The following is a 26,876-nucleotide window of genomic DNA, read 5'->3' as shown; positions in this document are numbered from 1 at the left end:
GACCTGGGCACTGCGATTTCGACGGGTGTAGAAATACCGGCATTCGTGTCATCGAAGTTGACAGTACCCAGCCGAAGATCATGCGTGCGTGGGTTGAGGGCTATAGCTCCAGGCTGCGAAGTATCTGTCCGAAAGTTGCTGGCGCAGCCTCCAGACGGGTGTCTCTATCTGATCTCCTCACCGCGAGCGGCAGCGTAGGGAAGTTCGGATGCGGCAGACCCGTCGAGCCATCGGCGGAGCACGGTTGCGGCCTCGGTGATGTCGTCGGCGCCCATCCTCCAGCGCAGTGCGGTTCCTCCCTGCTGGCGGAAGGCAGCGCAGTTGTCCTCTCGGTCATCAATGAGCAGCGCGTCGTGGAAGGACATGCCGTGCCGGCTCAGCCAGGGCCCGAAGAATTCGACGATGCCTTCGCTCTTGAGTACTGCGACGTCGCTGGAACAGATCATGTCGTCGCAGACGAAGGCCCAGTCGGCCAACGTTGCCGCCGGATGGTGGCCTGCCGGGCGCTGGGTCTTGCGTACCCGCCTGAACGTGTCGGCGAAGCAGTCCGCGTTGTCGGTGGACACGACGATCGAGGCATTCGTCTTGAGCTCGCGGAGCATCTCGAATAACGGAACGTTGACCCGCATCCGGGCGCAGTCGGCCAGTAGCCGGCGCCGGAGGAAGTCGTCGCGGAACCGGTGGTCCAGCTGGATGCCCATGCCTGCGATCACCTGAGTGGAGGACAACTGGCCCTTCATCCAGGCGTGGGCCCCATCGCCGGTGAAGATCAGGGCAAGGCTTTCCGTCAGTTGTGAGTGAAGCGGATGCCGGGGGTTGTCTCGGATGGATGCCCAGAAGGGGTCGCAGGAGAGCACGCCATGCCAGTCAACGAATACCACTCGGTCGGGGTGCGGCACCTGCTTCATCCCTTGGTTCCTCCTGTTGGTGAGCATGTTGCGGCGACCTCAGCGTGTCTGAACGCCGTGCGCTCGAAAGCCGCGAGAAGATCAGCTCTCGGAGTTCGCGTTCTTGAGCGGCCGTGTCGTGATGTCCCATCTGGTCACCGGTCGCAGCCCAGCGCTCGAGAACGTCGACCGTGAGAAGCCATTGGGTGATCCCCCACGCGGACACCTGCCAGATCCACAGCCGAGCCGTTGAACACCTCCAGGTGCATCCCGCGCACGACCTCGGCGCTCACGCCTGTGGCAGCCCCGATCGCCCTGCAGGTCTCCGACGTCACAACAACGCCGTACGCCAGTGAACGGACATCGCTCGACGCACGTACATCCAGCCCCAACGCCTCGGCGATCATCCACACCGGACATCCGTTGCGTACCGCCATCCGATCAGCCCAAGAGGCGAACGATTCACCCGGCTGCGGCTCAACCACCAGTGCCAGACGCCGCCGAGGGAGGCCAACTGTCATTTTGAGCTCTCACTATCAGGTCAACTATCAAGTACCGTGCCGAACTCTCAAGTTGAGGCGGCGTCAGACAACAGTCACGTCCGCTCGTCCCGGGGCCTTGACGTTTGAAATGAACGATCATTTACTTTCTTCATGGGGCGGATCGCGGGGGTCACCGCTGCGGAGACCCGTGAGCGGCTACTGGGGGCGGCGGCCGACGTGTTCGCCGAGCGTGGGTACGACGGCACGCGCGTGGCCGACATCGCCACGGCGGCAGGGGTCAGCAACGGCGCGCTGTACGCGCACTTCGGCTCCAAGGCCGAACTGCTCGTCGCCGCGCTCCGAGCTCACGGGCCGAGGCTGCTCGCCGGCCTGCTGGCCGCGGAACCCGGCCGGTCGATCACCGATCTGCTCGTCGTCATCGGCCGCAGCCTGCCCCGCCGGCGTGACGCGCGCGGCTACCTCATCGTCGAGGCGCTCGTCGCGGCCCGCCGCGACGAGGACGTCGCCCGGCCGATGCGCGACTACGTCGGCGAGCGCTCCGACTGGCTGGTGAGCCTCGTGCGTCTCGCCCAGGCCGGCGGTGAGATGGACGCCGCGCTGGCGCCCGGCGCGCTCGCCCACTTCTGCCTGCTGCTCGCGATGGGCAGCGCGCTCATCACCCCCGACCTGCACGCGGTCGACGACGACGAGTGGAACGCGCTGCTCGCCCGGGTCGTGGCGGCCCTCCTCCCTCCCGAAGACACCACCGCACAGAGCGGAGCACCGCAGTGAGAGTGCAGATAGACCCCGCGCGCTGCCACGGCCACGGCCGTTGCTACGACCTCGCCCCTGAGGTGTTCGCCGAGGACGACGAGGGTTACGGGCACGTCGTCGGGGACGGCGTCGTGCCGCCGGACGAGGAGCACGCGGCCCGGCTGGCCGTGGCCAACTGTCCAGAACGAGCCGTCGACATCGTGCGGGAGGACTGACATGACCGTCGACGACCGCTTCGCACGAGACTTCCGCGAGTCGCGGGCGGACCAGCCCCTCGGCACGCGCAACGAGATCGTCACCGGTCCGGTCTCCGACTGGGCGACCGACTTCTCCCACCTGGAGCCCGAGTGGGCCGCCGATCCCTACCCGATCCAGGACGACCTGCGGCGGCGCTGCCCGATCGCGCACACCGAGCGGTTCGGCGGCGGCTGGCTGCCCACCCGGTACGAGGACGTCGCCGCCATCGCCCACGACACCGAGCACTTCTCGTCGCGGTCGATCATCATGAGCAACTTCCGGCCACCCCGCGAGGTGGCGCCGGTGGGCGGGGTGCCGCCGATCTCCTCCGACCCGCCGTTCCACCATGACGCGCGCAAGCTGCTGCTCCCCGCGTTCACCAAGAGCGCGGTCGCCAGGCGGGAGCAGGCGACCAGGGCGTTGTGCCACTCGCTCATCGACGCCTTCGAGGGGCGGCAGGTCGTCGACGCCGCCCACGACTACGCCCAGTACATCCCGATGCGGGTCATCGCCGACATGCTCGGCTTTCCGCCCGAGGACGCGCCGCGGTTCCGCGCGTTCATCGAGGGCGCGCTCGAAGGCGTCAACCTGCCGCCCGAGGAGCGCATGGCGGGCATGGGGAGGCTGTTCGACTACCTGCTCGCGCAGATCCGCGACCACCTCGACGACCCGCGTGACGACCTGACGACCTACCTCATCAACGCCGAGTTGTACGGCCGCAAACTCGAACCATCGCACGTGGCGGGCACCATGGCCCTGCTGCTCATCGCCGGCATCGACACGACGTGGAGCGCGATCGGCGCGTCGCTGTGGCATCTGGCGAAGACCCCGGGCGACCGCGAGCGCCTGGTCGCCGAGCCGGCGCTGCTGCCCACTGCGATGGAGGAGTTCCTGCGGGCCTACGCGCCGGTGACGATGGCTCGGCTGGTGAAGGAGGACCTGAGCTGGCGCGGCGTCGAGATGAAGGCGGACGACTGGATCCTGCTGTCCTTCCCGGCGGCCAACCGCGACCCGGCCCAGTTCGAACGGGCGGACGAGGTCGTCATCGACCGCGAGGTCAACCGGCACGCCGCGTTCGGCCTCGGCGTCCACCGCTGCGTGGGCTCCCACCTCGCGCGCATGGAACTGCGGGTCGCCCTCGAAGTGTGGCTTGAGCGCGTCCCGGACTTCAGCCTGCACGACCCGGACGCCGTCACCTGGTCCACCGGTCAGGTCCGCGGACCCCGCACCCTCCCACTCCGCATCGGCTAGCTCCCTATCCCCCTCGCGTCGGGCCAGGGGCCCTGTTCCGTGCGCTTCCGGCCGGGCCGGTGCGCGACGGCGTGAACCCGTTCGGGGACTTGTGGCGAGACATCAGCGACAAGTCCCCCACGGGAAGGCCGGCTCGATGCCATGGTGCCGACGATGACCGCACCCCCTGCCGCCGGAACCACTCTGGACTCGGACCTGATCGCCGAGTCCAGAGAGCGGCCAGAGGCGTTCGCGACGCTTTTCGACCGCTATGCGGCAATGCTCTACCGGTACGTCTCTCGCCGGCTCGGTCCCGAGGTCGCGGAGGACCTGGTGGGGGAGACGTTCCTGATCGCCTTCGGACGCCGCCACCGGTACGACCTGGCCTACGCCGATGCCCGCCCCTGGCTGTTCGGCATCGTCACCAAGTTGGTGTCCCGGCACCATCGCGTCGAGGCGGCACGCTATCGCGCCCTGATGCGCAACCCGGTGGAGACCGTCGTGGAGGGTCACGCGGAGCGGGTCGCCGGCGAGGTCACCGCGAAGGCGTACCGGTCGGTGCTCGCCCCCGCGCTCGCCGGCCTGCCCAAGGGCGATCGTGACGTCCTTCTCCTGATCGCCTGGGGCGACCTGTCGTACGAGGAGGTCGCCCAGGCCCTCGGCATCCCGATCGGCACCGTCCGCTCGCGCCTCAACCGGGCCAGGCGCAAGGTGCGCGCCGCGCTCGGCGACGCCAACCCGATGCACGACCAGGAGGAGGAGCGATGGACGACCTGACGGGAGGAGCGATGAACGAACCGACAGTGGGGGCGATGGACGACCTGACGGTGCTTCGCGACTTCGGGCGCGGGCTGGAGCACGAGGCTCCGGCGGCGCTGGACCGCCAGCGCCGCCGCCTTCTCGACGCGACGACCGCCGCCGCCTCGGTTTCCGGCGGACGTCGGCGCTCCGCCGGGCCGGGCCGGTCGCGGCGCCGGGCCGGATGGGCGGCGCTCGTCGCGGCGGCCGCGGCCACCGCCGCGCTGCTGGTCGTGCCGGCGGTGCTGCTTCGCGGTACGACGCCCGCCGGCTCCACTGTGATCGCGCCGGCCGGGCACCGGCCGGCGAAGGAGGGCGGCGCGCTGAACGTGCTCGTCGTCGGGTCCGACGAGCGGCCGGCGCCGCAGAGGGCCCCGGGTCTGTCCCCAGGCGTGCAGAGCGACGTCATGATCCTGCTGAACGTGTCGGCGGACCGCAAAAAGGTCAAGGTGATCAGCCTGCCGCGGGACTCCATAGTGCGAATCCCGGCGTGCCTGTCGCCGGACGGGGATACCGTCCCCGCTCGCACCGACGTGATCAACTCGGCTTTCAGGACCGGGGGCCTGCGCTGCGCGTGGCAGACCGTTGAGAGCACGACCGGCGTTCACGTGGACCACGCGGTGGAGATCCGCTTCTCCGGTTTCAAGGACATGGTGGACGCGCTCGGCGGGGTGGAGGTCACGCTGCCCTTCGCGGTGAAGGATCCCAAGTCCAAGCTGGACCTGCCCGCCGGCCGGCACACGCTCGACGGCGAGCAGGCCTTGGCGTACGTGCGGACCCGCTACCCGCTGGCGGACGGCTCCGACATCGCGCGGATCAGCCGGCAGCAGGCCCTCATGCGCACTCTGCTGGACAAGGTCCTGGCACACGTCGACGAACCGGACAAGCTGCTGCTTCTCTTCCAGGTCGCGCGCAAGTCCCTCACCGCCGACGACGGCCTGGACTTCGACACCTTCCTCGGCGTCTTCCAGGGCGTCCGGTCGAGCGGCGCCGGCTCCGTCCGCTTCGTGATCGTTCCGGTGCGCCCGCACCCTGCCGACCGCAACCGCCTCGAATGGGTCCAGCCGGACGCCGGACGCCTGTTCGCCCAGCTCAATGGTGACTAGGCGAACAAGCGGCCGATGCGTCTCACAAACGTCCACCTGGCCGGGCGAGCCGCCGCCGCGCTTGACGGGGGCTGGCACGAGGGAGGAGCGGAGGGCGAAGGCAAAGGGCGGTCAGGGAGTGCGGGCGTTCAGGATCGGGATCAGCTGCTCCTCCTCGTAGTCCAGGTGGGCCTCGACCTCGGTGGTGAGCCGTTCCACCTCGGCGAGCACGGTCGCCGCGTCCGGGCCGCCCGCGTCGCGCGATTGGGCCGGGGCGTCGCCCGCGATGAGTTCCTGCAGCTCATCGAGCAGCCGCTTGATCGTCCGGTGTTCCTCGCGTAGCCGGGTCAGTGTCGAGGACACTTCCGGGTGCCGTTCGCCCAGAGTGGGGAGCATGTACGTGTCCTCGAGCGTGTGGTGGTGATGCAGGTTCTGGCACATGCTCAGGCAGTTGACCCGCAACTGTGCTCCGAGGCTTCGGCCCGACGCGGCGACCTCCTTGCGGACGAGCGTGAGTTCACGGCGCAGGGCGTCGTGGACCGCCTTGAGGAAGTCTCCGGGCGCGCCGGTGGCGGGCGGCGGGCCGAGGGCGGACAGGGCGATGACCGGGAGCACCCTCGACGTTCTGGCCTGGTAGTCCGCCCAGCCGGGATTCGCCTCGGCCGCGCGGGCGAAGAGACGGTCCCGTTCCTCGCCCGCAAGGACGGTCGCGTCCGCCTCGTAGGTGAAGATCCCGTCCTCCACGGTGACACGCGGGTGGGCGAGCAGATTGTGGTACCAGGCCGGATGGGACGGGGCCCCGCCGGCGGAGGCGATGATCAGCCTGCGGTCGCCGTCCGGGAGGTAGGCGACCGGGGTGGTGCGGCGGGTCCCGCTCCTGGCCCCGGTGGTCGTCAGCAGGAGGAGCCGCCCTCCTTGGAAGGGGCCGCCCACCTCCCCGCGGTTGGCGCGGAACTCCTCGATGACCTGCTGGTTGAAGTCGACGAAGTCGTCGAAGTTGTCGTTGTCGTTGTTTTCGTCGGGCATGGTCGGCTCTGCTCCTGGCTTGGTGAAGTCCGCGGGTGCGCCGCGGCGGACGTGAACGATCGCGGTCGGGGGCGCGGCGGTGCGGAACCGGCGCGGTACGGGATGCATCCGGCCGTAGCTGGACGTAACGGTACGAAGCAGTACATGCCGCTACGGGCAGTACGTGCCGATACGTGGCAGTACGTGCTGGTGCGTGTACGTAGGTGGGGCGGTATGACGTCACCGCGCGCGCAGTGCCTGGCGCCTAACCGACGGATTTGTCACAGGTCGGTCAGAGGCGGAGGCGGCTTACGAAAGAGGTGGCGTCGGTCGCCGCTGGAAAGGGGACGACGCGCGGGGTGATGCGATGATCAGGCGCGGCCTGTTGAGTGAGAACTCACGAGATCATCCCCTATAGGTCGGGTGCCGCCCGCCCACCGGCCTTGCGACCGGCGCCGGAACGACACGCCGATCATTACAGTTCGTCCCGGTCGGCCCTGTCAAGGGCCGCGCTCGCACGGTGGCAGGTAGATCCTTTACTGTTTCGGCACCTGATGATTACTCTCAGCGATAGCGTCGGCACGTTATGTATCGGCCGTTCCCCGGGGGTCCGTCTCAGTGGCTGTTCGCGTGGTCTTCATAGGTGGGCTGGGGCGCAGTGGCACCACTCTGCTCGAGCGGCTGCTCGGCGAGATGCCCGGCGTCGTGCCGCTGGGTGAGGTTGTTCATCTGTGGGAACGCGGGGTCTGCTCGCACGAGCCCTGTGGCTGCGGCGAGCCGTTCACCGCCTGTCCGTTCTGGCGCAGGGTCGGCGTCCGGGCATTCGGGGGGTGGTCCCCGGGGCTGGCCGACCGCGTGCTGACCCTGCGGCGCAGGGTCGACCGCACCCGGCGCATCCCCGCCCTGGCGAGCCGCCGCCGCGCCGGCCGCGTCGGCCTCAGCGGCTACACCCGGGCGTACACCCGCGTCTACGAGGCGGCCGCGCAGATCGCCGCCCGACCGGTCGTGGTCGACTCCAGCAAGCACGCCTCGCTCGCGTTCTGCCTGAGCACCTCCCCGGTCGTCGACCTCAGCGTGGTGCACGTCGTCCGCGACCCTCGCGCGGTCGCCCACTCCTGGGCCAGGCGCGTCGACCGGCCCGAGAACGGCGCCCGCATGACCCGGTGGCGGCCGTGGCGCACCTCGCTCCACTGGGTGGTGCAGAACCTCGCGTTCGAGCTGCTCGCGCGCCGCGGCGGCACGGTGATCCGCGTCCGATACGAAGACCTGGTGGCCGACCCGCGTTCGGTGCTCGCCGCGCTGGTGGCCGACCTGCGGCTGGGCGGCGGCGACCTGGCGTTCCTGCGTCCGGGGCTCGCCGAGCTGTCGAAGACGCACACCTGCGCCGGCAATCCGATGCGCTTCACCGCCGGGCCGCTCAAACTCGCCAGGGACGACTCCTGGAGCGACCAGCTGGCCGGACGGCACCGATGGCTGGTCACCGCGCTGACCTGGCCGCTGATGCTCCAGTACGGCTATCGCCTGCGCGAGCGGCGTGCCGTCGAGCCCACGCCGGGGCCGTGGCTCGCCGCCGGCGTCGCGGCTCAGGAGTGCCGATGAGCCGGTCCGTGGGGGTGGTCATCCCCACGCGCGGAGACCGTCCGCGTCTGCTCCGGGCGGCGGTGGCCGCCGTCCTGGCACAGAGCGGCCCGCGCGTCGAGGACGTCGTCGTGGTCGTCGACGGTCCCGCCGAGCTCGGCACGGTCGCCGGCCGGCTCCCCGCCGAAGGGGTGCGGGTGGTCGCCAACCGGTTGAGCCCTGGGCTGCCGGGGGCGCGCAACACCGGCATCTCCGCGCTGGACACCGATCTGGTGGCCTTCTGTGACGACGACGACGTGTGGCTGCCGGGCAAGCTGACCGCACAACTCGCCGCGCTCGACGCCGATCCCGGGGCCGAGTTCGCCGGCTGCGCCATCGAGGTCGAGTACGGCTCGCGGCGCGTCGTCCGCCTCGCCGGCACCGAACGGGTGACCAAGGCACATCTCACCCGTTCGCGCATGGTGATGGTGCACTCTTCGACGTTCCTGTTCGAGCGCGGGTCGATCTGGCCGGACGAGAGCGCGCCCGGCGGGCAGAACGAAGACTGGGATCTGGCGCTGCGCGCCGTCGGCCGCCATCCGATCGCCTACGTCGACCGGCCGCTCGTGCGGGTCCGCTGGGGCGGGTCCGCCTACGCGACGCGCTGGGCCGACCGCATCGCGGGCCTGGAATGGATGCTGGCCCGCCACCCCTACCTGGTCGCCGACCCGCGCGGGGCCGCGCGCATCTACGGTCAGCTCGCCTTCCACCACGCCGCACTGGGACGGCGTGCGACGGCATGGCACTGGGCTCGCCGGGCGTTCGCCGCCCGCCGGGGTGAGCCGCGCGTCCCCATCGCGCTCGCGGTCGCGCTCGGCCTCGTCCCCGCTCGCACGATGCTCGGCCTGCTGCACACCCGCGGGCACGGCATCTGATGGCACGGCATCCTTCGACGGCGGCACGGCACCCGGCGCCACCTCGCACACTTCTCAGCCCGCCTCCCGCCCCCGGCACCGGCGGCGGCGGCAGGCGGGCCCGCGTCACGGTCGGCGGCGTCACGGTCGACACCCTCACCGAGCAGGAAGTGGTCGGCCACGTCATCACCGCGCTCGGGCAAGGGCGAGGCGGGCACGTCGTCACCCCGAACGTCGACATCTGCCGGGCCTGCTCCCGCGACCCCCAGGTGCGGGCCATCGTGGCAGGGGCCGATCTCGCCGTGCCCGACGGCATGCCGCTGGTGTGGGCGTCGAAGCTGCTGGGCACTCCGGTGCCCGGGCGCATCACCGGAGCCGACCTGATCTGGTCGCTGTCGGCGGCGGCGGCGTCCGGCGGGCTGTCGGTCTACCTGCTCGGCGGACCTCCCGGTGTCGCCGCGCGCGCGGCGGAGGCGCTGGCCGACCGCTGCCCGGGGCTGTGCGTCGCGGGGGTGGCGTCCCCTCCGTTCGGGTTCGAGACCTCCGCGGAAGGGCTCGCCGCCGTACGGGAGGCATTGCTGCGGGCACGGCCCGACCTCGTCTTCGTCGGGCTCGGGTTCCCCAAGCAAGATCGCCTCATCGGCGTCCTCCGCGGTGACCTGCCGAAGACGTGGTTCATGGGGTGCGGCTCGGCCATCGGCTTCGCCGCCGGCTCGGTACGCCGGGCGCCCGCGTGGATGCGGCGCTCCGGCCTCGAATGGCTGTTCCGGCTGGCCGCCGAACCAGGCCGCCTCGCCCGGCGCTACCTGGTCGACGACCTCCCCTTCGCCCTCCGCCTGCTCACCTCCTGCCTCTGCCATCACGCCATCCGCAGACTCCGCCCGAATGCCCGAACGATGCACCGGTGATCTCGTTGACCCGGGCGACGTCCTGCGCGGTGAGACCGGCGGGGGGACGCGTGGCGGCGGTGGCGGAGTTCATGGGGCGGAAGGCCGTGCGGGAGAGACCGGTCCACGAGAAGCCGCCGACACCGGTCCAGGAGAAGCCGCCGACGCGGGGAGAGCGAACCGGGGTCGTGCAGGCGCGTGCGACGCGCCGGGCGGCGGCGGAGGTCCAGGGCAGACCGCACCAGGCGTACAGGTCGCGGTAGCCGGCGAGCGGGTCGGCGGCCAGGTCTTCGTACGACACCAGGCGGACGGCGGGGTGGCGGGCGGACAGCTCTCCCGCCACCTCCCGCGCCACGGACCACAGGGCGGCGATCTTGGCGATGTGGTCCTGCGAGTCCGTCAGCGGACGCAGCCGTCCCACCGCCGGATGGTCGCGCACCAGAAGCGGCTGGTCCAGCAGCTCATGGACGTGGATGGTCCACCCGAGCCGACGCCAGCTCGCCACCAGGGACGCCGGATCGCGCACCAGCAGCACGACCCGGCAGCCGAGGCGCTCGGCGAACCAGCCCGCCGAGAAGAGCGCGAAGGGGTCGTCCAGAAGGGCGCGGTGGCGGAGCGACCGGCCGAGCGCGAAGGCGGAGGCGTTCTTCGCCAGCCGCGCCAGGTCGCCCGGGGATCGGTTGCGCCGCAGTTCGGCGGCATAGCGGTAGCGCAGGGCGACGGTGTCGGCGAAGGCGCGCAGCCAGGGGTCCTCGTCGTCGCGGCAGATGTACTGGAACCGGTGGCCGACCGTGGCGTTCAGCACGCCGGGGGAGCGTCCGGGCGGGCGCTGCGGGTTGAGCGGCTCGTTCACGTACACCGCGCCGCCGCCGGCGGTGAGCATCTTGCCGGCCCAGCTCGTGCCGCTCCTCGGCAGCCCGGTGACCAGGATCGGCGGCCCGGTTCCGCTCATGCCGCTGGTTTCCCTCATGTCGCCTCCTCGGGACGCCAGAGGCGGAGGGAGGGCAGGCTGTGCGCGCCGAAGGGACGCAGCCCGTACCGGCGGCTGATCGTCAGCAGGGGCATCAGGTTCTTGGCGAACATCCCGCCGGACCAGCCGAGAGCGGCGCCCAGCGCGCCGTGCGAGGGGACCAGCACGGCGTCGAGCGCGACGGTGACCGCGATCGCGGTCAGAATGTTGGCCATGCTCGCGGCGGTGTGCCCGGCGGCGATCAGCATCACGTCGGCCATGCCGCACGCCGTCGCCAGCATCATGGTGGCCGCCAGGACCACCGCCACGGCGGCCCCGTCCGGGTAGCCGTCGCCGAACGCCCGCAACAGCCAGGGCGCCAGCACGGCGTAACCCAGCCATACCGGCCAGGTCAGCAGGACGAGCCACATCGTGGTCATCTGGTACAGCCTGCGAGCGAGCGGGAGGTCGCCGTCGGCCATGGCGCGTACGAGGCGCGGCTGCGCCGCCTGGGCGAACCCCTGGTTCACCAACTGGCCGACCACCTTGAACCGGGTGGCGGCGGTGTACAGCGCCGCCTGCGCGGGCCCGGCCAGCACCGCCACGATGACGACGTCCAGCCGCTGGAACACCGCCTGCGCCGCACCGCCGAGAGAGCGTGGCGCCGTGTAACGCCAGAACGCGCGCGCCGCCCCGGAGACGCGCGCCTCGGAAGGGCCCGGCCGGGGGCCGTATGTCCCTGAAGGGCGCGGCCAGGAAAGGCGCGGCCAGGGAAGGCGCAGCAGGGAAAGGCGCGGCCGGGGAACGTGCGTTTCGGAAGGGGGTGTCGCGGGACCGTTCGTCCCTGGATGGTGTGGTCCGGGTGGGTACGTCACCGAAGTCGTTCGGCGGTGTAACCAGAGGGCGCTCAGAAGCAGGACGGGCAGCGCGGGAGCCGCCCAGGCCGCGGCCAGCATCCACCCGGCCGTGGCCGCGTCCCTCGGCGGGCCGGGGAGGGCGCCGGTGGCGCCGGTGAGGACGACGGCGCCGACGAACAGGATCTGCGCGCCGGGCTGGAGCACCCCGCTCAGCAGGGCGGTCGGGCGCATGGCGCCGAAGCCCCGCGTCGCGGCCACCAGGATGTCGGCCAGGACGATCACGGGCAACGCGAGGGCGAGCGTGCGCAGGGCCGCGCCGAGCAGCGCGGCGACGGGATCGGCCTCCGCGCCGTCCGGTGCCGAGGCGTCGGGCATGTACGGAGCCGGGGCGCCGGGCAGGTGCGGAGCGGAAGTCGCGGGGTCGGCGGTGGGTGGGGTGACCGCCGCGGAGTGGGTGAGGGCGGTGGCGAGCGGGTCCGCGTAGAGCGTCACAAGGGCCGCCGCGGCGAGGGACAGGACGAGCACCGGCGGCAGGGCCACCCGCAGGTAGCCGGACGCGGTGACGGTGGTCTCGGGGATGTGCGGTGTGCCGGGGGGGATGGTGATCCCGGGACTGTCCGGTGAGCCGGATCTCAGGGTGGTCCCGTTGCTGTGTTCTGTGTGCGAAGTGGTTCTGTGGCCCGGGGGTGTGCCGGGGGGGATGGTGATCCCGGGATTGCCCGGTGTGCCGGGGGTGGTTTCGTTGGCGGGTGAGGTGTGGCGGGAGGTCCTTCGGGAGGCGGCGATGAAGTAGACCAGGCCGTTGCCGCAGTCGAGCCGGAGCACGCCGGCCGCCATCAGGCACAACGCGGTCGCCGTGAAGAAGCCGCCCGCCGTGCGGGCGTCGAAGCCGCGGGTGACGGCCACCACGACCAGGAACTGCGCGCCGGCGCTGACCGCCGCCCCCGCCAGCCCGGCCGCGCCCCCCTTCGCGAGCGAACGCCGGGTCAGCGGCGCCATGAGGGGCTGTCGTCGAGCCACGGTTCGAGGCGGGCGTCCCAGGGGGCGAAGTGCTCCGACAGCCGTTTCCGCAGGCCCGCGGGCATGCCGGACGGACGCGGCCGGGCGTTGTGCCGCTCGAACACCGGGTCGCCGAGGCGGGGCAGCCCGAGGAACTCCAGCACCCGGTCGTACACGCGCTCGGGCGTGGCGAAGAAGCGGCCGCTGTCGATCACCAGGATGCGGTCGCGGCCGACCAGCGGCTCCAGCCGCGCCAGTTGCTCGGCGTACTGCCCGCGCGTGACGTAGGCGTGGTGCCGGTGGGCGTGGCTGCGCGCGAACGGGTGGGCGCACAGCCGATCGGCCTCGCCGTCCAGCCGGTAGGGCTCCAGCTCGACCGCCCGCTCGAACGACGGCTCGGTCTCGAACCCGCGCGCCACCTCGTGCGCGTGCGCCGAGTACGCCCGCTCGACCGGGTCGCGGACCAGGACGATGAGCTTGGCCCCGGGCAGGTCGGCGGCGATGCGCGACGCGGCCAGCGGGTGGAACAGGTAGTACGGCGAGGACTCGAAGGTGAGCGGCCGGAGGCCGAACCTGCGTTCCAGACGGTGCGCGGTGACCTTCAGCGGGAAGTGCGCGCGGTACCACGAGGGCCCTTTGCCGTACGCCATGTCGAAGTAGTGCACGCCCTTGCGCAGCACGGGCTTCAGCACCAGGGGGTGCTGTGCCAGGGCGCGGTACAGCGAGGTGGTGCCGCAGCGTTGCGCTCCGGCGATCAGGAAGGACGGCAGCAGCCGCCCGCTCACGGTGAGCCGGCCCGCCGTGTGGGAGAAGGCGTGCGCGGATCGTTTCACCGCTTGGTTCACCGCAGGACCTCCTGATGGTCGAGGACGGGGTTGAGCCATTCGGCGGGCGCGCCGAGCGGCTGGTGGCCGTCCCGTTCGTAGCGGTCGGCCAGGGCGATCAGGTAGTGGACGGCGGTGTGCCGCGCGTCGCCCGCCGAAGGGCCGAACGCCGCGAGCGTGCGCACGGCGCTCGCCAGGCAGGCCTCGGCGGCGAGCCGGGGAGGCATCCGGCGCAGCGCCCGCTGGAAGAAGTGGTGCAGCGCGTCGAAGCCCAGCGGCACGCCGGTCGCGAAACGCTCCCAGTCCCACACCGCCAGACGGCCGTCGGGGGCCAGGGCCATGTTCCACGGCGAGAAGTCACCGTGCCAGGCGTGGTCGCCCCGCGCGTCGGCCGGGAGGTGCAGGATCTGGCTCTGGTCGCCGGCCGCGCCGCCATCGGAGGCCGCGGGCCGTCCGCCGGCCGTGGTGAGGGCGGGGCGGTCATCCTCGCTGGCCCGCTGGGAGGGGACGAACGGGGAACGGCGGTCGTCGCCCGGGGCAGGGCGGGGCGCGGAGTGGGGTGCCGGGCGGGGCGCGGCGAGCGCGGCGATCTCGCGGACGGCGTCTTCGAGCAGGGACGCGGGGACGCGGCGCCGGCGGGTGGGCAACGGCGAGAGGGCGAGCACGTCGAGGCCGTTCCAGACCCCGTGGTGCAGGACGGCGGGCGCGGCCACGACCCGCAGCGGCAGCCCGGCCAGCGCCGTGAGCACCGCGCTCTCGTGCCGGACCAGCGCACGCGAGCGGTCGGTGTCACCGATCTTGACGAAGGCGAGGAGTTCGCCTGAGCCGCCGCGGATCTCCAGGATGGGCTTGCGGTTGGCGCGCCGGGCCGGCCGCACGTGGACGGTGGCCCGGACGCGTTCGGCGAACACCTCGCTGAGGTGGCTCTCGATCGTGCCCGGCCCCTGCGGCAGGCGCCGCCGTCCCGGCAGCCAGCGCGACCGGGGAACCAGCCGCCGGGGCAGGTACCTGCTCGGCAGCAGGGCGTACGGGGTGGAGCATCCGGCGGGGTGCGCGGGCGAGCCGCCGGGGCGGGGGGCGGAGGGTTCGGGGTGGGGGGCGGTGGACCCGGCTTCGGTGGACCCGGCTTCGGTGGGCGAGGCCGGTGCGGGCGTGGTCTTCGCGGGTGAGGCGGCGGGGTAGAGCAGCGTGGTCACTTCGTCGAGATAGCCCAGACGGGCGCGATAGTCCCTCACCGGAACGCCTCCATGGGTGCGGTGGTCATCGTGCCGGTGGTCCGGGTCGGACGGCCGGCCACCGTACTGACTGCCCGGATCCGCTCGCCGGTCACGCCGCCGGGCGTCCGCGTCGGATCGGTGACCGCCGTGCCGCCGAGGTGCATGGGGCCGGTGGGCGCCGTGCCCAGGGACGCGGCGGCCGGGCCCGGCGGCACCCCCGTGGCGGGTGGCCTCTCGGCCGCGACGCCGCTGCCGTTGCGCCAGAGCAGGGCGAACGAGATCAGGTAGAGGATCAGCGCGGTGACCAGCCCGTCGTACACGAACATGTACAGCAGGACCAGGATCATCACCAGCGTCCCCGCCTGGCCGATCGGCGTGCGGTCGTGCCAGAAGCGGCGTACGGCGCCGGCGAAGAAGGCGACGTACAGCGCGGCCCCGGTGAAGCCCTGGGTGATCAGCAGCAGCCAGAGCTGCCCGTCGCTGCCGAGCGGGGGATGGCCGCACTCGGCGCACCAGCCGGTCTTGCCCGTGGTGATCGTCTGGTAGTTGCCGAAGGCGTTGCGGGTGTTGCCGTACCCGATGATCGGCGAGTGCGTGGCGGCCTCGACCGTGCTGGTGACGGTGAACGCCCTGATGCGGTTGCTGTGCGGACTGTCCAGGCGCTCGGCGACGATGGTGCCGAGCGGCCCGGCCCATAACGCGAGCGCCGCCGCCGCGAGGACCGTGCCCGCCGTGAGGGCCGCGCCGACCGCGGGCGCCGTGCGCGGACGGGCCCGCACGAGGACGTACCCGACGGCGACCGCCAGGCCGATCCACAGGCCGCGGTTGAGCGAGTAGACGATCGGGACGGTGGCCAGCGCCACGACGGCCGCGCACATCAGCCGGCGCGCCGGGCCGCCGTAGGTCCACCAGCCGACGACGAACCAGATGAGCAGCACCGAGATGTTGCTCCCCCAGGCGTTGGCCCACTCGAACGGCGCCTCGGGACGGGGGGAGGCGTGCCCGAGGACGTGCTGCGTCTGCGCCGCCGTCGGATGGATCAGGTTGCGCACGTAGGAGTTGCCGCTGATCCACTCGGGCAGGATCAGCTCCATCGGCGAGGTGAACTGGAAGCCGGGGGCGAGCACGCCGAGCAGCCCGCCGGCCACGGTGGTCACGCAGAGCACGCCGAGCATGCGCACCAGCGTGCGCTGCGGCAGCTCGTCGAGGGTGAGGTTCCCCAGGTAGAGCACCATGATCATCAGGGAGAGGTAGAGCGCGAGCCGCATCGCGTACCCGAGGACGCGGCCCGCGCCGAGCTCGCCGTAGGTGCCGGGCGGCATCTCGCCCAGCATGAGGGCGCTGACCAGGTATCCGGCGATGAGCAGCGCCCACAGGCCCATGCCCTTGGGCACCGCGATCGGCCGGCGGCGCCAGAGCACGACGGCCATGGGGACGGCGAGGACGACCAGCGACAGGCCGCCGAAGCCGAGCGCCCACCACAGGGGGTATCCGACGAGCAGCGCGGTGATCGGCCATCGGGCCGTGGGCGGCGGTCTCATGAGGCGCGGGAGGCGGGATCGCCGGGGTGGCGGTGGTGGCCGTGCGGCGAGGAGTCGCCGCGGGGCAGCGGCGCCGCCGTGGGCAGCAGGATCACGCCGAGGGGCGCGGTGTCGGTGCGCCTGAGCTGGCGCACCGCCTGGGCGAGCTGTTTGGACCGGGCCGCGCGGCTCTCGACGACCAGCAGCGCGGCGTCGGCGCGGGCCGCCTGGTCGGTGCGCACCCAGATCGGCGCCAGGCCGGTGAGCGCCACGCGCAGGTCGTCGGCGATCGGCTCGGGGTCGGTGTCGGGGGAGACGCCGCGCACCAGCAGCTCGCCGCCGTCGCGCAGGTGGCGGGCCACCGCGACGGCCAGCTCACGCAGCTCGCGCGCGTTCTCGCCCTCGCACAGGACGGGCAGGCCGGTGAGCCGCTCGACGTCGGCGGCCGTCCTGAGGCGGGTGTCGAACCGGTCGCGGACCACGGCGGCCCCGGCTCCGGCGAGCAACCCGAGGAACAGTCCGCTGCCGAGGTAGAGCGGCGGGCTCGGCTGTGAGGGAGACGCGGGCGGGCGGGCGTCGCTGATGACGGTGCCCGGGGTGATCGCCACCGTCTTGAGCGCGTCGTACTTCATGGTGAGGGCGTAGATCTGCCTGATCAGGACGCCCTGGCGCTGGTTGGCGATGGTGCGCGCCGCCGAGCCCGGCGTGGCGCGGGGCAGGCCGGCGACGACGGCCGCGAGCTGGGAGTCGACCTCGCGGAGCTTGCCGGCGAGCACCCTGAGCTGGGCGTCGAGCGCGCGCGTGGCCGTCGCCTCGCGGTTGGCGAGATAGGCCTTGGCGAACGCCTGCGCTCCGGCGGCGGCGCTGACCGGGTCGCCGGCGGTGTAGGAGATGGCGAGAACGGCCGAGTTGGGCGGCACCGCCACCGCGACCCGTTCGCGGAGCGGGTCGGGATCGTTGACCTTCATGACGCGCGCGGCCCGCGTGGCGACCACGGCCGAGCGGGCCACCTGCGCCTCGGTGTCGAGGTTGAGGGGCTCGCGCTGGCGGGGCGTGGTCGGGTTGATCTGCTCCTGCACACCGGTGGGCGCCACCAGCACCTCGGCGGTGGCCGTGTACGACGGCGGGGTGGTGGCGAGCACGACGCCGCCGCCGCACACGCCGGCGAGCAGGAACACGGCCAGCGCGACGCGGCGCCGTAACAGCATCGAGCCGAAGGCGGCGAGCTCGCGCCCGGTGGCCGGGCCGGAAACTGAGGACGCCGGGTGGCTCATGGAAACGGCATGCCTCTCGGTGCGGGGTTGCTCGTGCGATATCTGCTTTTTGTTCTTTCACGCGGGCCGCCGTAGGGATGGCGGCGCTCGTGGGGCAGATCCAGAGAACTATAGGCACAACGCGGGATGCCGCGATCGCATACAGGAGTTTTTGTGGAACGGAGAATCGCCCCAGCTCACCCCCATAGTCGGATATTTCGGTGATTGGGGAACGGCTGTCGTCCGACGGGACGCCGAGTTCCCGGCGGCCCGGCCCCGATTAGTGGGAAGGTGAATACCAGTCTTCGGAGAAAACCGGGGAGAAGGGGGTTTGAGTGCCTTGCGAAAAGTGACGGGAATATGGTTTTTCGGCACCGGGCTCGCCGCCGGCTGCGGCCTGATCGTCTACGCCGTGGCCTCCGCGAAGCCCCCGCAGCCCGCCGTCGTGGGAGACCGCGTCCCGGGCGCAGGCATGACCGCCACGGACGGCGCCCCCGGCTGCGTGGCCACCGCGAAGCTGATCCCGAGCTGCGGCGCCTGGTGGGGAGTCGCCCCGGATGTCTTCGCGGGCCGGCCTCCCGAGCAGGCCATCGCCGCCGCCGAGGAGCGCATGGGCCGCAGGGCCGACATCCTGCACGTCTACCACCGGGGCGGCGAGCCGTTCCCCACGCCGCAGGAGCGGCGGCTGGCCAGGAAACGCATCCTGCTGATCAACTGGAAGCCCTCGCTGCGCCACACATGGGCCGACATCGCCGGCGGCGCGATCGACGACCGCATCGACCGCGCGGCGCGGCGCATCAGGCGCACGCTGCCCGAGCGCTTCTTCCTCACCGTCCACCACGAACCCGAGAACGACGTGCGCCCGCGCCCGGGGTCGGGGATGACCGCCGAGGACTACGCCGCCATGTACCGCCACGTCGTGCTGCGCCTGCGCGAGCGGGGGGTCAAGAACGCCGTCACGGTCATGACGTACATGGGCGCGCCGAACTGGGCGTCCAAGCCGTGGTTCGAGCGGCTCTATCCCGGTGACGACGTGGTCGACTGGATCGGCCTGGATCCTTACGCCGACCGCCGGGTGAACGACTTCGCCAACCTGGTGGACAAGACCCGCGAGGACCACGCCGGCTGGCCTGGCTTCTACCGATGGACGCAGGCCCGCTTCCCCGGCAAGCCCATCATGGTGGCCGAGTGGGGAGCCTTCGAGCGGCAGGACGAGCCGGCGTTCAAGGTGTCGTTCTTCAACTCGGTGCGCCGCCAGATCAAGGGATACCCGCAGATCAAGGCACTGGTGTACTTCGACTCGCCGAGGGCGCCCCGCGGCGACACGCGCTTCGACTCGACGGTCGCCGCCCGGCGGGCCTTCACCGAGCTGGCCCGCGCGCCGTACTTCAGCTCCACCCCCGTCCCCGACCACTGAGCCGGGGCGCGGGCGTCAGCGGAGCCACCCGCCGGCGGTGAGCAGGTCGAGCACCCGCCCGACCCCGTGCTCGACCGTCGTGCCGGTGGTGTCGAGCGTCAGGTCGGCGTCGTCGGGCTCCTCGTAGGGGGAGGAGATACCGGTGAACTCGGGGATGAGCCCGGCGCGCGCCTTGGCGTACAGCCCCTTGCGGTCGCGGCGCTCGCATTCGGCGAGCGGCGTGGCGACGTGCACCAGCACGAAATCGGCGCCGACCGCCTCGACCATGTGGCGCACCTCGCCGCGCGTCGCCGCGAACGGGGCGATCGGCGCGCAGATGGCCAGCCCCCCGTGCCGGGCGACCTCGGCGGCGACGTAGCCGATGCGCCGGATGTTGAGGTCGCGGTCCTGCCTTGAGAAGGTGAGCCCCGCCGACAGCAGCCGCCGCACGACGTCGCCGTCCAGGTAGGTCACCGTGCGGGTGCCGCGTTCGAGCAGCGCGTCGTGCAGGCCGCGCGCGATCGTCGACTTGCCCGACCCGGACAGGCCGGTGAAGAACACCACCAGGCCGCGCCGGTGCGGCGGTCCGGGGAGCGTGACCGGCTCGGGGCCGGCCAGGTGCTCGACGGCCCCGTACGCGGTGGCGATGTGCTCGCGCAGCTCAAGGTCGATCTCGGGCTCGCGCGGGGCCAGCGGCACCACGGCGACGGTCGTGCCCGCGGGCAGGCGGTCGCGCGCCTTGAGCGCGGCCCGGACGACGGCGGGGCCGCCCTCGCCGAAGGCCAGGGGCAGCAGCAGGATCACCGCGTCCAGTTCGCGGGCGGTGGCGGTGATCTCGTCCAGGTCGTCCAGCGGCCCCCGCATGGTGACGGCGAGGACGGGACGCTCGCCCAGCTCGGCCCGCACCTGCGCCGGAGAGCGCCGCAGACGGGCGAAGGGGCCGTGCTCGGGCGCGCCGAGCGATTTGACCGGGCCGGCGACCATGCCGTCGGCCGTGCGCTCGGTCACGCTGAGGACGGCGACCGCGGCGCCCTCGGGGTCGCGCAGGGTGAGTTCGTCGCCGGCCGAGACGGGGTGGTCGTGCGGCAGCATGAGCGTGACCGGGTCGGGCCACGGCGTGCCGTCGGCCAGGCGGCCGTTCTCGGTGACCGACGCGGCGTCCGCCGAGCCCAGGAACCCTGTGAGCGGGGCGAACGCGCCGGAGAGCAGGAGCTCGAGGTCGGCGAGCTCGCGCGCGTCGGGCGCCCATTCGGGGCTCGGGTCAGGGTTCGCCGTCGTCTGCTCCACGTTTCCCACCGGGACAGGATATTGACCTCCGAGACGAGCGGGACATAGCCGGGGCGGGCGGGCGGCGTCCTAGGGGCCGACGACGACTTCTTGGAGGTGATCGTGGACGTTGCCGAGGAGCGACGTTTCCGCGAGTTCGTGTCGGCGAGGTCGCCCGCGTTGATGAGGCTGGGATATCTGCTGACCGGCGGCGACCAGCACGCGGCCGAGGACCTGCTGCAGACGGTCCTGGCCAAGGTCGCCGTCCGATGGTCCCGCATCGACGAGCCGGAGGCGTACGTGCGGCGGGCGATGTACCGCCAGCAGGTGAGCTGGTGGCGGCTCGCCTCCACGCGCCGGGAGACGATGGTGGCCGAGGCGCCCGAAGTGCCCGGCCACGACGACACGCACGCGGCCGACCTGAAACTCGTGCTGCGCCACGCGCTGGCCCGGCTGACCTCGCGCCAGCGCGCCGTGCTGGTGCTCCGGTACTTCGAGGACCTGCCGGAGGCCGAGGTGGCCCAGATCATGGGCTGCTCGGTCGGGACGGTGCGCAGCACGGCGCACCGTTCGCTCGCCCGCCTGCGCGCCGCCGCGCCCGAGCTCGCCGACCTCCGTGCACCGCGCCACTCCTTCGAGGAGGTCATCTCATGAAGTCGCCGACCCTGCTGTCGGACACCCTTCGAGACTGGTCCAAGGACGCCGTGACGCCGCACGACCTCGCCGGCCTCGCCGACCGGGCGCTGCGGGGGCGTGCCCGGCACCGGTTCAGGGTGGCGGCGCTGACGGTCGGGCTGACCGCGGCGGTCGTCACCGCCGCCGTCGCCGTGCCCCAGCTTGTGCGGGACGACCGCGCCCCGGTGACCGCGGTGCCGGCCGACCCGTCGGGCGATGTCCGGATCAGCGTGGCCCCGGCCGAACCGGCGGACACTGACGTGCGCACGGACACCGGGCACTCTCCGCCGTTGAAGCTCATCGCGGCGGGACGGACGGCCGTGTCCGCGTACTACATCGACCGCGCGGAGAAGCTCCCGGACGGCGCGGTGCGCTACCGCTCCACCTGGTACCTGTACAACCCGTCCACCGAGAACTACGAGAAGACGCCATGGGCGGCGCTGGACGTCGCGCCGGGGCTCAGGTACGCCGCGGTGCTGGAGGACGAGCTGCCCACCCGGCGGGTCGGCGTACTGGACACGGCCACCCGCGAGGTCGTGAAGTGGATCGACCTGGATCATCCGGTCGGCATGGTCACCTGGTCACCGGACGGGACGAAACTCCTCACCACCGCCTATGACAAGGATCCCCGGGTCCGCATCGAACGGTCGTCCGGGCCGGTGTCGATCGACGAGCTGAGCAACGACCGCACGGGGTACCACGTCGTGGACGTGAACGCCGGCACGGCGCGGTTCCACGCCATGGAGAACCCGTCCGTCATGGCGCGGAGCGGCGTCCAGTGCCTCATGGGCGGCGGTCCTTTCGGCTGGTCCCATGACGGCGCGCTCATCTGGGAGCCGACGTGCACGACCCCGTCGAAGGTGTTCTACGACCTTCAGGGCAGGCCGCACGACCCGCCCAACGGATGGACCCATCCATGGATGAGCTCGCAGGACGCGGGCCTGTCCCCGGACGGGCGGTTGTACGCCGACAGCGGGAAACCGCCCGGTCCGCAGACGGCGGTGCGGGACGTCGAGACCGGCGCGCTCTTCGGCACCCAGGAGATGCTGCAGCTGCTCGCCTGGGCGGACGACGGGCACCTGATCGGCCTCGGCTGCGCGGGCGCGTGCGAGAACGAGTTCCACAACGGGCTGGTGCTGGTGAGCGTCGACGGCAAGCAGGTCACCAGGCTCTCGGCCGACCGCGAGAACGCCGCCGAGGCCGGAACCTGGCGGCCGCTGTTCACCCGCCGCTGACGGCCGCCGCCTCCGGGGCCGCCGCCTCCGGGGCCGGGCGGCCCCGGAGGCGGCTCAGATCAGGCGGGCGAAGTGGTTCTGCGGCTTGCGAATGACCAGGGTGATCTCGTCGCGGCCCGCGGGGAGGCGCCGGCCCGACAGGTGCTCGACGACGCGGAGCGCGGCCCGCACCAGCCTGGGGTGCCGGCCGCGCAGGGCCGGGCCCGAGGACGCCGAATAGTCCTCGGCGATCATCAGCCCGCGCATCAGGCAGTACGAATGGATGCCCTCGCGGGAGGCCACCTGTTCGTAGATCGCCCGAAGCGGCCCGACCGCGCCCGCCGGGGCGAGGCCCCGCCACACGAGACGGCGCAGCCACCACGGCGTCACGCGGTCGCAGAAGCCGTACGCCGACGCGCGGTCGCGCATCCTGATCAGCAGCAGCCCGCCGGGCCGCAGCGCGTTGACCATGCGGTCGAGCACGAGTTCGGCGTTGCGCAGGCGTTCGAGCAGGAACGCGGCGTGCACGACGTCGAAGGTGCGCGGCAGCAGCGGGGCGTCGCGCAGGTCGCCGATGAACCGCGCGTCGAGATCGTCACGGCGCTCGATGGAGGCCCGCAGCACAGGGATGTCCTCGTCGATGCCGGTGACCCTGGTCTCGACGCGGTCGGCGCCGACCCCGTGGCCCCGCCCGCACCCGGCGATCAGGATGTCCAGCCGCCGGCCGAGCTGCTCGGTCCACAGCTCGCGGATGCGGTGCCCGAACACGTCGCCCTGGGTCTCCGGCCACCATCGAACCTCTGACATGTGACTCAGAGTAGTCATCGTGACTCCTTCTGTATTGGATACACCCTACGAAAGCTTCCGCCCGGCCCTCCGGAGGCCCGCCGCCCGGACGGGCGGCCCTTGACGCCCGCGTTCCCGGCGGCATGGCGGACCGGCATGGCGGACCGGCATGGCGGACAAAGGGTTTCGATGGGATGGAGGGGCGGTTCCCGGCATGGCGGCCCCGGTGGGGAAGTAGCCTTGGGTTAACCCCGGACTCCGACGAGCCGGGGTCGCGCGTGCCGCCGTGGACAGCCGAGTCCCGGCGCGTGCCGTCGATGTCGTCATATATGGCTATATGGCCGTGCGGCGCGATACGTGCGGCGGTGGGGCGCCACGTGGGACGTTCACAGCCGAGCAGGCCGTCCCGAAGGCGCCGAAGAAGGCGGGGATGACCATGTGGGGGCACTTCTGATGAGTCTTTCCGGACTGCTCGACCTTGTCGTCGCCGATTCGCAGCTCGCCGGTGCCCTGCGACGCGACGGCGAGGACGTCAACCTGGTCGCGCCGCCCGCGCTGCGGCCGTTCGCCGTGGCCGCCCTCGCGCGGCGCCGTCCGGTCCTGGCCGTCACCGCGACCGGCCGCGAGGCCGAAGACCTGGCCGCCGCGCTCACCGGTCTGGTCGGCGAGCACGCCGTCGCCGTCTTCCCCGCGTGGGAGACCCTGCCGCACGAACGGCTCTCGCCGCGCAGCGACACCGTGGGCCAGCGCCTGGCCGTGCTGCGCAGGCTGGCCCACCCCGTCCCCGGCGACGCCGCGGCCGGCCCGCTGGAGGTCGTGGTCGCGCCGGTCCGCGCCATGCTGCAGCCGCTCGTCGCCGGGCTCGGAGACCTGGAGCCGGTACGGCTGCGCTCGGGGGACGACGCCGACCTTGAGGACGTGGTCGCGCGCCTGGTCGGCAACGGCTACCACCGGGTCGACATGGTGGAGAAGCGCGGCGAGGTCGCCGTGCGCGGCGGGCTGCTGGACGTCTTCCCGCCCACCGAGGAGCACCCGCTGCGCCTTGAGTTCTGGGGCGACACCATCGAGGAGATCCGCTGGTTCAAGGTCGCCGACCAGCGCTCGCTGGAGGTGGCCGAGGGCGGGCTGTTCGCCGCGCCGTGCCGCGAGCTGCTCCTCACCGACGAGGTCAGGGTGCGGGCCGCCGAGCTGGCCGACCGGCATCCCGCGCTGAAGGACATCCTCGACCAGCTCGCCGACGGCATCCCGGTCGAGGGCATGGAGGCGTTCGCGCCCGTGCTCGTCGACGGCATGGACCTGCTGCTCGACCACCTGCCCGCCCGCGCGTCGGTGTTCGTGTGCGACCCCGAGCGCATCCGCGGCCGCGCCGTCGAGCTGGTCCGCACCAGCCAGGAGTTCCTGGAGGCGTCCTGGATCAACGCCGCCGCCGGCGGCGAGGCGCCCATCGACCTCGGCGCGGCGGCGTTCCGCGACCTTCCCGAGGTGCGCCGCCACGCCCGCGAGCTGGGCCAGTCGTGGTGGACGATCGCGCCGTTCGCCACCACCGACCAGCCCGCCGACGGCCAGGCGGCCCCCGCGCCCCCGGCCGGCGAAGGCGACGTCTACGGCGAGAGCGAGATCGTCGAGCTGTCGGCCCGCGAGGCCGAGTCCTACCGCGGCGACACCCAGCGGGCGCTCGGCGACATCAAGGGCTGGCTCGGCGAGGGCCGCGCCGTCGTGCTGCTCAGCGAGGGGCACGGCCCGGCCGAGCGCATCGTCGAGCTGCTCAAGGGCGTGGACGTCGCCGCCCGGCTGGTGCCCGCGCTGGACACCGCCCCCGGCAAGGACGTCGTGCACGTCACCACCGGCCGGGTCGAGCACGGCTTCGTCAGCGGCACGGTGGCCGTCCTCACCCACCTCGACCTGGTCGGGCAGAAGGCCTCCACCAAGGACATGCGGCGCCTGCCGTCCCGGCGCAGGAACATGGTCGACCCGCTCCAGCTCAAGGTCGGCGACTACGTGGTGCACGGCCAGCACGGCGTCGGCCGCTACGTCGAGATGGTCCAGCGGGCGGTTCAGGGCGCCACCCGCGAGTACCTGGTGATCGAGTACGCCAAGGGCGACCGGCTGTACGTGCCTACCGACCAGCTCGACGAGGTCACCCGGTACGTCGGCGGCGAGTCGCCGACGCTCAACCGCATGGGCGGCGCCGACTGGGCCAAGGCCAAGTCCCGCGCCAAGAAGGCCGTCAAGGAGATCGCCGGCGAGCTGATCCGCCTGTACAGCGCCCGCATGGCCTCGCCCGGCCACGCCTTCGCCGGCGACACCCCGTGGCAGCGCGAGATGGAGGACGCCTTCCCCTACGCCGAGACCGGTGACCAGCTGGAGGCGATCGACGAGGTCAAGCGCGACATGGAGCGCGCGGTGCCGATGGACCGCCTGATCTGCGGCGACGTCGGCTACGGCAAGACCGAGATCGCGGTGCGCGCCGCGTTCAAGGCCGTGCAGGACGGCAAGCAGGTGGCCGTCCTGGTGCCCACCACGCTGCTCGTCCAGCAGCACCTGTCGACCTTTGGCGAGCGGTTCGCGAGCTTCCCCGTGGTGGTCAGGCCGGTGTCGCGGTTCCAGACCGATGGCGAGGTCAAGGCCACGCTGGAAGGCCTCAAGGACGGCGGCGTCGACATCGTGATCGGCACCCACCGCCTGCTCAACCCCGACGTCCGGTTCAAGGAGCTCGGCCTCATCATCGTCGACGAGGAGCAGCGGTTCGGCGTCGAGCACAAAGAGGCCATGAAGCACATGCGCACGCAGGTCGACGTGCTCGCCATGTCGGCGACGCCCATCCCGCGCACGCTGGAGATGGGCCTCACCGGCATCCGCGAGATGTCCACCATCCTCACCCCGCCGGAGGAGCGGCACCCGATCCTCACCTTCGTCGGCCCCTACGACGAGAAGCAGATCGCCGCCGCCGTCCGGCGCGAGCTGATGCGCGACGGCCAGGTGTTCTTCGTGCACAACCGGGTGTCGTCGATCAACAAGGTGGCGGCGCGGCTGCGCGAGCTGGTCCCCGAGGCCAGGGTCGCCGTCGCGCACGGCCAGATGAACGAGCAGCAGCTAGAGAAGATCATGGTCGGGTTCTGGGAGCGCGACTTCGACCTGCTGGTCAGCACGACGATCGTCGAGTCCGGCCTGGACATCCCGAACGCCAACACGCTGATCGTCGACCGGGCGGACAACTACGGCCTGTCGCAGCTCCACCAGCTGCGCGGCCGGGTCGGCCGGGGACGCGAGCGCGGCTACGCCTACTTCCTGTACCCGCCGGAGGCCCCGCTCACCGAGACCGCCCACGAGCGCCTCGCCACGATCGCCCAGCACACCGAGATGGGCGCCGGCATGTACGTCGCCATGAAGGACCTGGAGATCCGCGGCGCCGGCAACATCCTCGGCGCCGAGCAGTCCGGCCACATCGCGGGCGTCGGGTTCGACCTGTACGTCCGGATGATGGCCGAGGCGGTGCAGGAGCAGAAGGCCAAACTGTCGGGCGAGGAGGTCGCCGAGGGGCGCGCCGACGTCAAGGTCGAGCTGCCGATCAACGCGCACATCCCGCACGACTACGTCACCTCAGAGCGGCTGCGCCTGGAGGCGTACAAGCGCATCGCCGCGGTCGGCGACGGCGCCGACATCGTCGCCGTCCGCGAGGAGCTCGTCGACCGGTACGGGCGCCCGCCCCAGGAGGTGGACAACCTGCTGGAGGTCGCCCGGTTCCGCGTCCACGCGCGCAAGGCCGGGCTGACCGACGTCGCCCTGCAGGGCCAGCACATCAGGTTCGCCCCGGTGATGCTCAAGGAGTCCCAGCAGGTCCGCCTCGACCGGCTGTACCCCAAGGCGCTCTACAAGGTGGCCGCCGAGACGCTGCTGGTGCCGGTGCCGAAGACCCGGCCGCTCGGCGGGCAGCCGCTGCGCGACCTGGACCTGCTGAAGTGGTGCACCGACCTGGTCGAGGCCATGTTCCTGGAGCCGGCGCGAGCGGCGGGCGCCCGGTGAGGGCGCCGTCGGCCCCGAGCCGGTCTGATGAGGGATCCGGC

General features: G+C 72.2%; 23 protein-coding genes. 12 read left to right on the top strand and 11 right to left on the bottom strand.

What is annotated here, in order from left to right:
- Positions 1-164: 164 nt before the first annotated feature.
- Together ACZ6QO_RS25250 and ACZ6QO_RS25245 are read right to left on the bottom strand one after the other, a co-directional pair.
- On the bottom strand, positions 165-908 hold the full coding sequence (locus tag ACZ6QO_RS25250) for a hypothetical protein (RefSeq protein WP_465854065.1): 744 nt from the start codon (positions 906-908) through the stop codon (positions 165-167).
- 134 nt (positions 909-1,042) lie between these two features.
- Complete coding sequence (locus tag ACZ6QO_RS25245) at positions 1,043-1,408, bottom strand: TniQ family protein (RefSeq protein ID WP_465854064.1); 366 nt, start codon at positions 1,406-1,408, stop codon at positions 1,043-1,045.
- Positions 1,409-1,540: 132 nt separating this feature from the next.
- On the opposite strand from ACZ6QO_RS25245, the gene ACZ6QO_RS25240 reads away from it, so the two are divergent.
- The 5 genes from ACZ6QO_RS25240 to ACZ6QO_RS25220 all read left to right on the top strand — a co-directional run bounded on the left by ACZ6QO_RS25240 (position 1,541) and on the right by ACZ6QO_RS25220 (position 5,514).
- Positions 1,541-2,161 (top strand): TetR family transcriptional regulator, encoded by a 621-nt coding sequence (locus ACZ6QO_RS25240; RefSeq protein WP_465854063.1) that lies wholly within the window; start codon positions 1,541-1,543, stop codon positions 2,159-2,161.
- A complete protein-coding gene (locus ACZ6QO_RS25235; RefSeq protein ID WP_465854062.1) occupies positions 2,158-2,358 on the top strand; it encodes a ferredoxin in 201 nt (66 codons plus the stop codon). Before ACZ6QO_RS25240 ends, ACZ6QO_RS25235 begins: the two co-directional genes overlap by 4 nt.
- Position 2,359: 1 nt before the next feature.
- Entirely contained in the window at positions 2,360-3,631 is a 1,272-nt protein-coding gene (locus tag ACZ6QO_RS25230; RefSeq protein WP_465854061.1) for a cytochrome P450, read from the top strand.
- Positions 3,632-3,784: 153 nt separating this feature from the next.
- Positions 3,785-4,387 carry an RNA polymerase sigma factor gene (locus tag ACZ6QO_RS25225; protein WP_465854060.1) on the top strand — a complete coding sequence of 201 codons (603 nt, stop codon included), beginning with the start codon at positions 3,785-3,787 and terminating at the stop codon, positions 4,385-4,387.
- 11 nt (positions 4,388-4,398) lie between these two features.
- Positions 4,399-5,514, top strand: a complete 1,116-nt coding sequence (locus tag ACZ6QO_RS25220; protein ID WP_465854059.1) for an LCP family protein — start codon at positions 4,399-4,401, stop codon at positions 5,512-5,514.
- 111 nt (positions 5,515-5,625) lie between these two features.
- Here the strand turns inward: ACZ6QO_RS25220 and ACZ6QO_RS25215 are convergent, their stop codons facing one another.
- Positions 5,626-6,519 carry a nitroreductase/quinone reductase family protein gene (locus tag ACZ6QO_RS25215; RefSeq protein WP_465854058.1) on the bottom strand — a complete coding sequence of 298 codons (894 nt, stop codon included), beginning with the start codon at positions 6,517-6,519 and terminating at the stop codon, positions 5,626-5,628.
- A gap of 609 nt (positions 6,520-7,128) precedes the next feature.
- Here ACZ6QO_RS25215 and ACZ6QO_RS25210 point away from each other — a divergent pair.
- Genes ACZ6QO_RS25210 through ACZ6QO_RS25200 form a run of 3 tightly spaced genes read left to right on the top strand, consistent with a single transcriptional unit; the run spans position 7,129 to position 9,877 of the window.
- Entirely contained in the window at positions 7,129-8,097 is a 969-nt protein-coding gene (locus ACZ6QO_RS25210; protein ID WP_465854057.1) for a sulfotransferase, read from the top strand.
- Positions 8,094-8,990 carry a glycosyltransferase family 2 protein gene (locus ACZ6QO_RS25205; RefSeq protein WP_465854056.1) on the top strand — a complete coding sequence of 299 codons (897 nt, stop codon included), beginning with the start codon at positions 8,094-8,096 and terminating at the stop codon, positions 8,988-8,990. The genes ACZ6QO_RS25210 and ACZ6QO_RS25205 overlap by 4 nt, the downstream gene beginning before the upstream one ends.
- A complete protein-coding gene (locus ACZ6QO_RS25200; protein WP_465854055.1) occupies positions 8,990-9,877 on the top strand; it encodes a WecB/TagA/CpsF family glycosyltransferase in 888 nt (295 codons plus the stop codon). The genes ACZ6QO_RS25205 and ACZ6QO_RS25200 overlap by 1 nt, the downstream gene beginning before the upstream one ends.
- On the opposite strand, the gene ACZ6QO_RS25195 is transcribed toward ACZ6QO_RS25200, so the two are convergent.
- From ACZ6QO_RS25195 to ACZ6QO_RS25170, 6 genes are read right to left on the bottom strand one after another with little or no spacing between them, the layout of a single operon-like run.
- Complete coding sequence (locus ACZ6QO_RS25195) at positions 9,810-10,826, bottom strand: sulfotransferase (protein WP_465854054.1); 1,017 nt, start codon at positions 10,824-10,826, stop codon at positions 9,810-9,812. The two genes, ACZ6QO_RS25200 and ACZ6QO_RS25195, sit on opposite strands and share 68 nt — an antisense overlap.
- Positions 10,823-12,682, bottom strand: a complete 1,860-nt coding sequence (locus ACZ6QO_RS25190; protein WP_465854053.1) for a lipopolysaccharide biosynthesis protein — start codon at positions 12,680-12,682, stop codon at positions 10,823-10,825. The genes ACZ6QO_RS25195 and ACZ6QO_RS25190 overlap by 4 nt, the downstream gene beginning before the upstream one ends.
- Positions 12,649-13,506, bottom strand: coding sequence for a sulfotransferase (locus tag ACZ6QO_RS25185; RefSeq protein ID WP_465854052.1), 858 nt, complete (start codon positions 13,504-13,506; stop codon positions 12,649-12,651). The genes ACZ6QO_RS25190 and ACZ6QO_RS25185 overlap by 34 nt, the downstream gene beginning before the upstream one ends.
- Positions 13,503-14,720: a hypothetical protein gene (locus ACZ6QO_RS25180; protein WP_465854051.1), complete on the bottom strand. Its 1,218-nt coding sequence runs from the start codon at positions 14,718-14,720 to the stop codon at positions 13,503-13,505. Before ACZ6QO_RS25180 ends, ACZ6QO_RS25185 begins: the two co-directional genes overlap by 4 nt.
- Positions 14,717-16,243, bottom strand: a complete 1,527-nt coding sequence (locus ACZ6QO_RS25175; protein WP_465854050.1) for an O-antigen ligase family protein — start codon at positions 16,241-16,243, stop codon at positions 14,717-14,719. The genes ACZ6QO_RS25180 and ACZ6QO_RS25175 overlap by 4 nt, the downstream gene beginning before the upstream one ends.
- The gene (locus ACZ6QO_RS25170; protein ID WP_465854049.1) at positions 16,240-17,496 is read right to left on the bottom strand and encodes a hypothetical protein; all 1,257 of its coding nucleotides are present in this window, start codon (positions 17,494-17,496) and stop codon (positions 16,240-16,242) included. Before ACZ6QO_RS25170 ends, ACZ6QO_RS25175 begins: the two co-directional genes overlap by 4 nt.
- A gap of 328 nt (positions 17,497-17,824) precedes the next feature.
- Here ACZ6QO_RS25170 and ACZ6QO_RS25165 point away from each other — a divergent pair, with 328 nt between their 5' ends.
- Positions 17,825-18,892, top strand: coding sequence for a glycosyl hydrolase (locus ACZ6QO_RS25165; protein ID WP_465854048.1), 1,068 nt, complete (start codon positions 17,825-17,827; stop codon positions 18,890-18,892).
- A gap of 15 nt (positions 18,893-18,907) precedes the next feature.
- Here ACZ6QO_RS25165 and cysC read toward each other — a convergent pair whose 3' ends face one another.
- Positions 18,908-20,167 carry an adenylyl-sulfate kinase gene (gene cysC, locus ACZ6QO_RS25160; protein WP_465854047.1) on the bottom strand — a complete coding sequence of 420 codons (1,260 nt, stop codon included), beginning with the start codon at positions 20,165-20,167 and terminating at the stop codon, positions 18,908-18,910.
- A gap of 93 nt (positions 20,168-20,260) precedes the next feature.
- Here cysC and ACZ6QO_RS25155 point away from each other — a divergent pair, with 93 nt between their 5' ends.
- Together ACZ6QO_RS25155 and ACZ6QO_RS25150 are read left to right on the top strand one after the other, a co-directional pair.
- Positions 20,261-20,791, top strand: coding sequence for a SigE family RNA polymerase sigma factor (locus ACZ6QO_RS25155; RefSeq protein ID WP_465854046.1), 531 nt, complete (start codon positions 20,261-20,263; stop codon positions 20,789-20,791).
- Complete coding sequence (locus ACZ6QO_RS25150; RefSeq protein WP_465854045.1) at positions 20,788-22,047, top strand: hypothetical protein; 1,260 nt, start codon at positions 20,788-20,790, stop codon at positions 22,045-22,047. The genes ACZ6QO_RS25155 and ACZ6QO_RS25150 overlap by 4 nt, the downstream gene beginning before the upstream one ends.
- Positions 22,048-22,101: 54 nt before the next feature.
- On the opposite strand, the gene ACZ6QO_RS25145 is transcribed toward ACZ6QO_RS25150, so the two are convergent.
- Positions 22,102-22,833, bottom strand: a complete 732-nt coding sequence (locus ACZ6QO_RS25145; protein ID WP_465854044.1) for a class I SAM-dependent methyltransferase — start codon at positions 22,831-22,833, stop codon at positions 22,102-22,104.
- Between the two features lie 432 nt (positions 22,834-23,265).
- On the opposite strand from ACZ6QO_RS25145, the gene mfd reads away from it, so the two are divergent.
- On the top strand, positions 23,266-26,835 hold the full coding sequence (gene mfd, locus ACZ6QO_RS25140; RefSeq protein ID WP_465854043.1) for a transcription-repair coupling factor: 3,570 nt from the start codon (positions 23,266-23,268) through the stop codon (positions 26,833-26,835).
- Positions 26,836-26,876: the final 41 nt, after the last annotated feature.

Source organism: Sphaerisporangium sp. NPDC049457, from assembly GCF_055586705.1.
The sequence above is the reverse complement of the archived record's forward strand: the minus strand, read 5'-3'. Positions and strand labels throughout refer to the sequence as shown.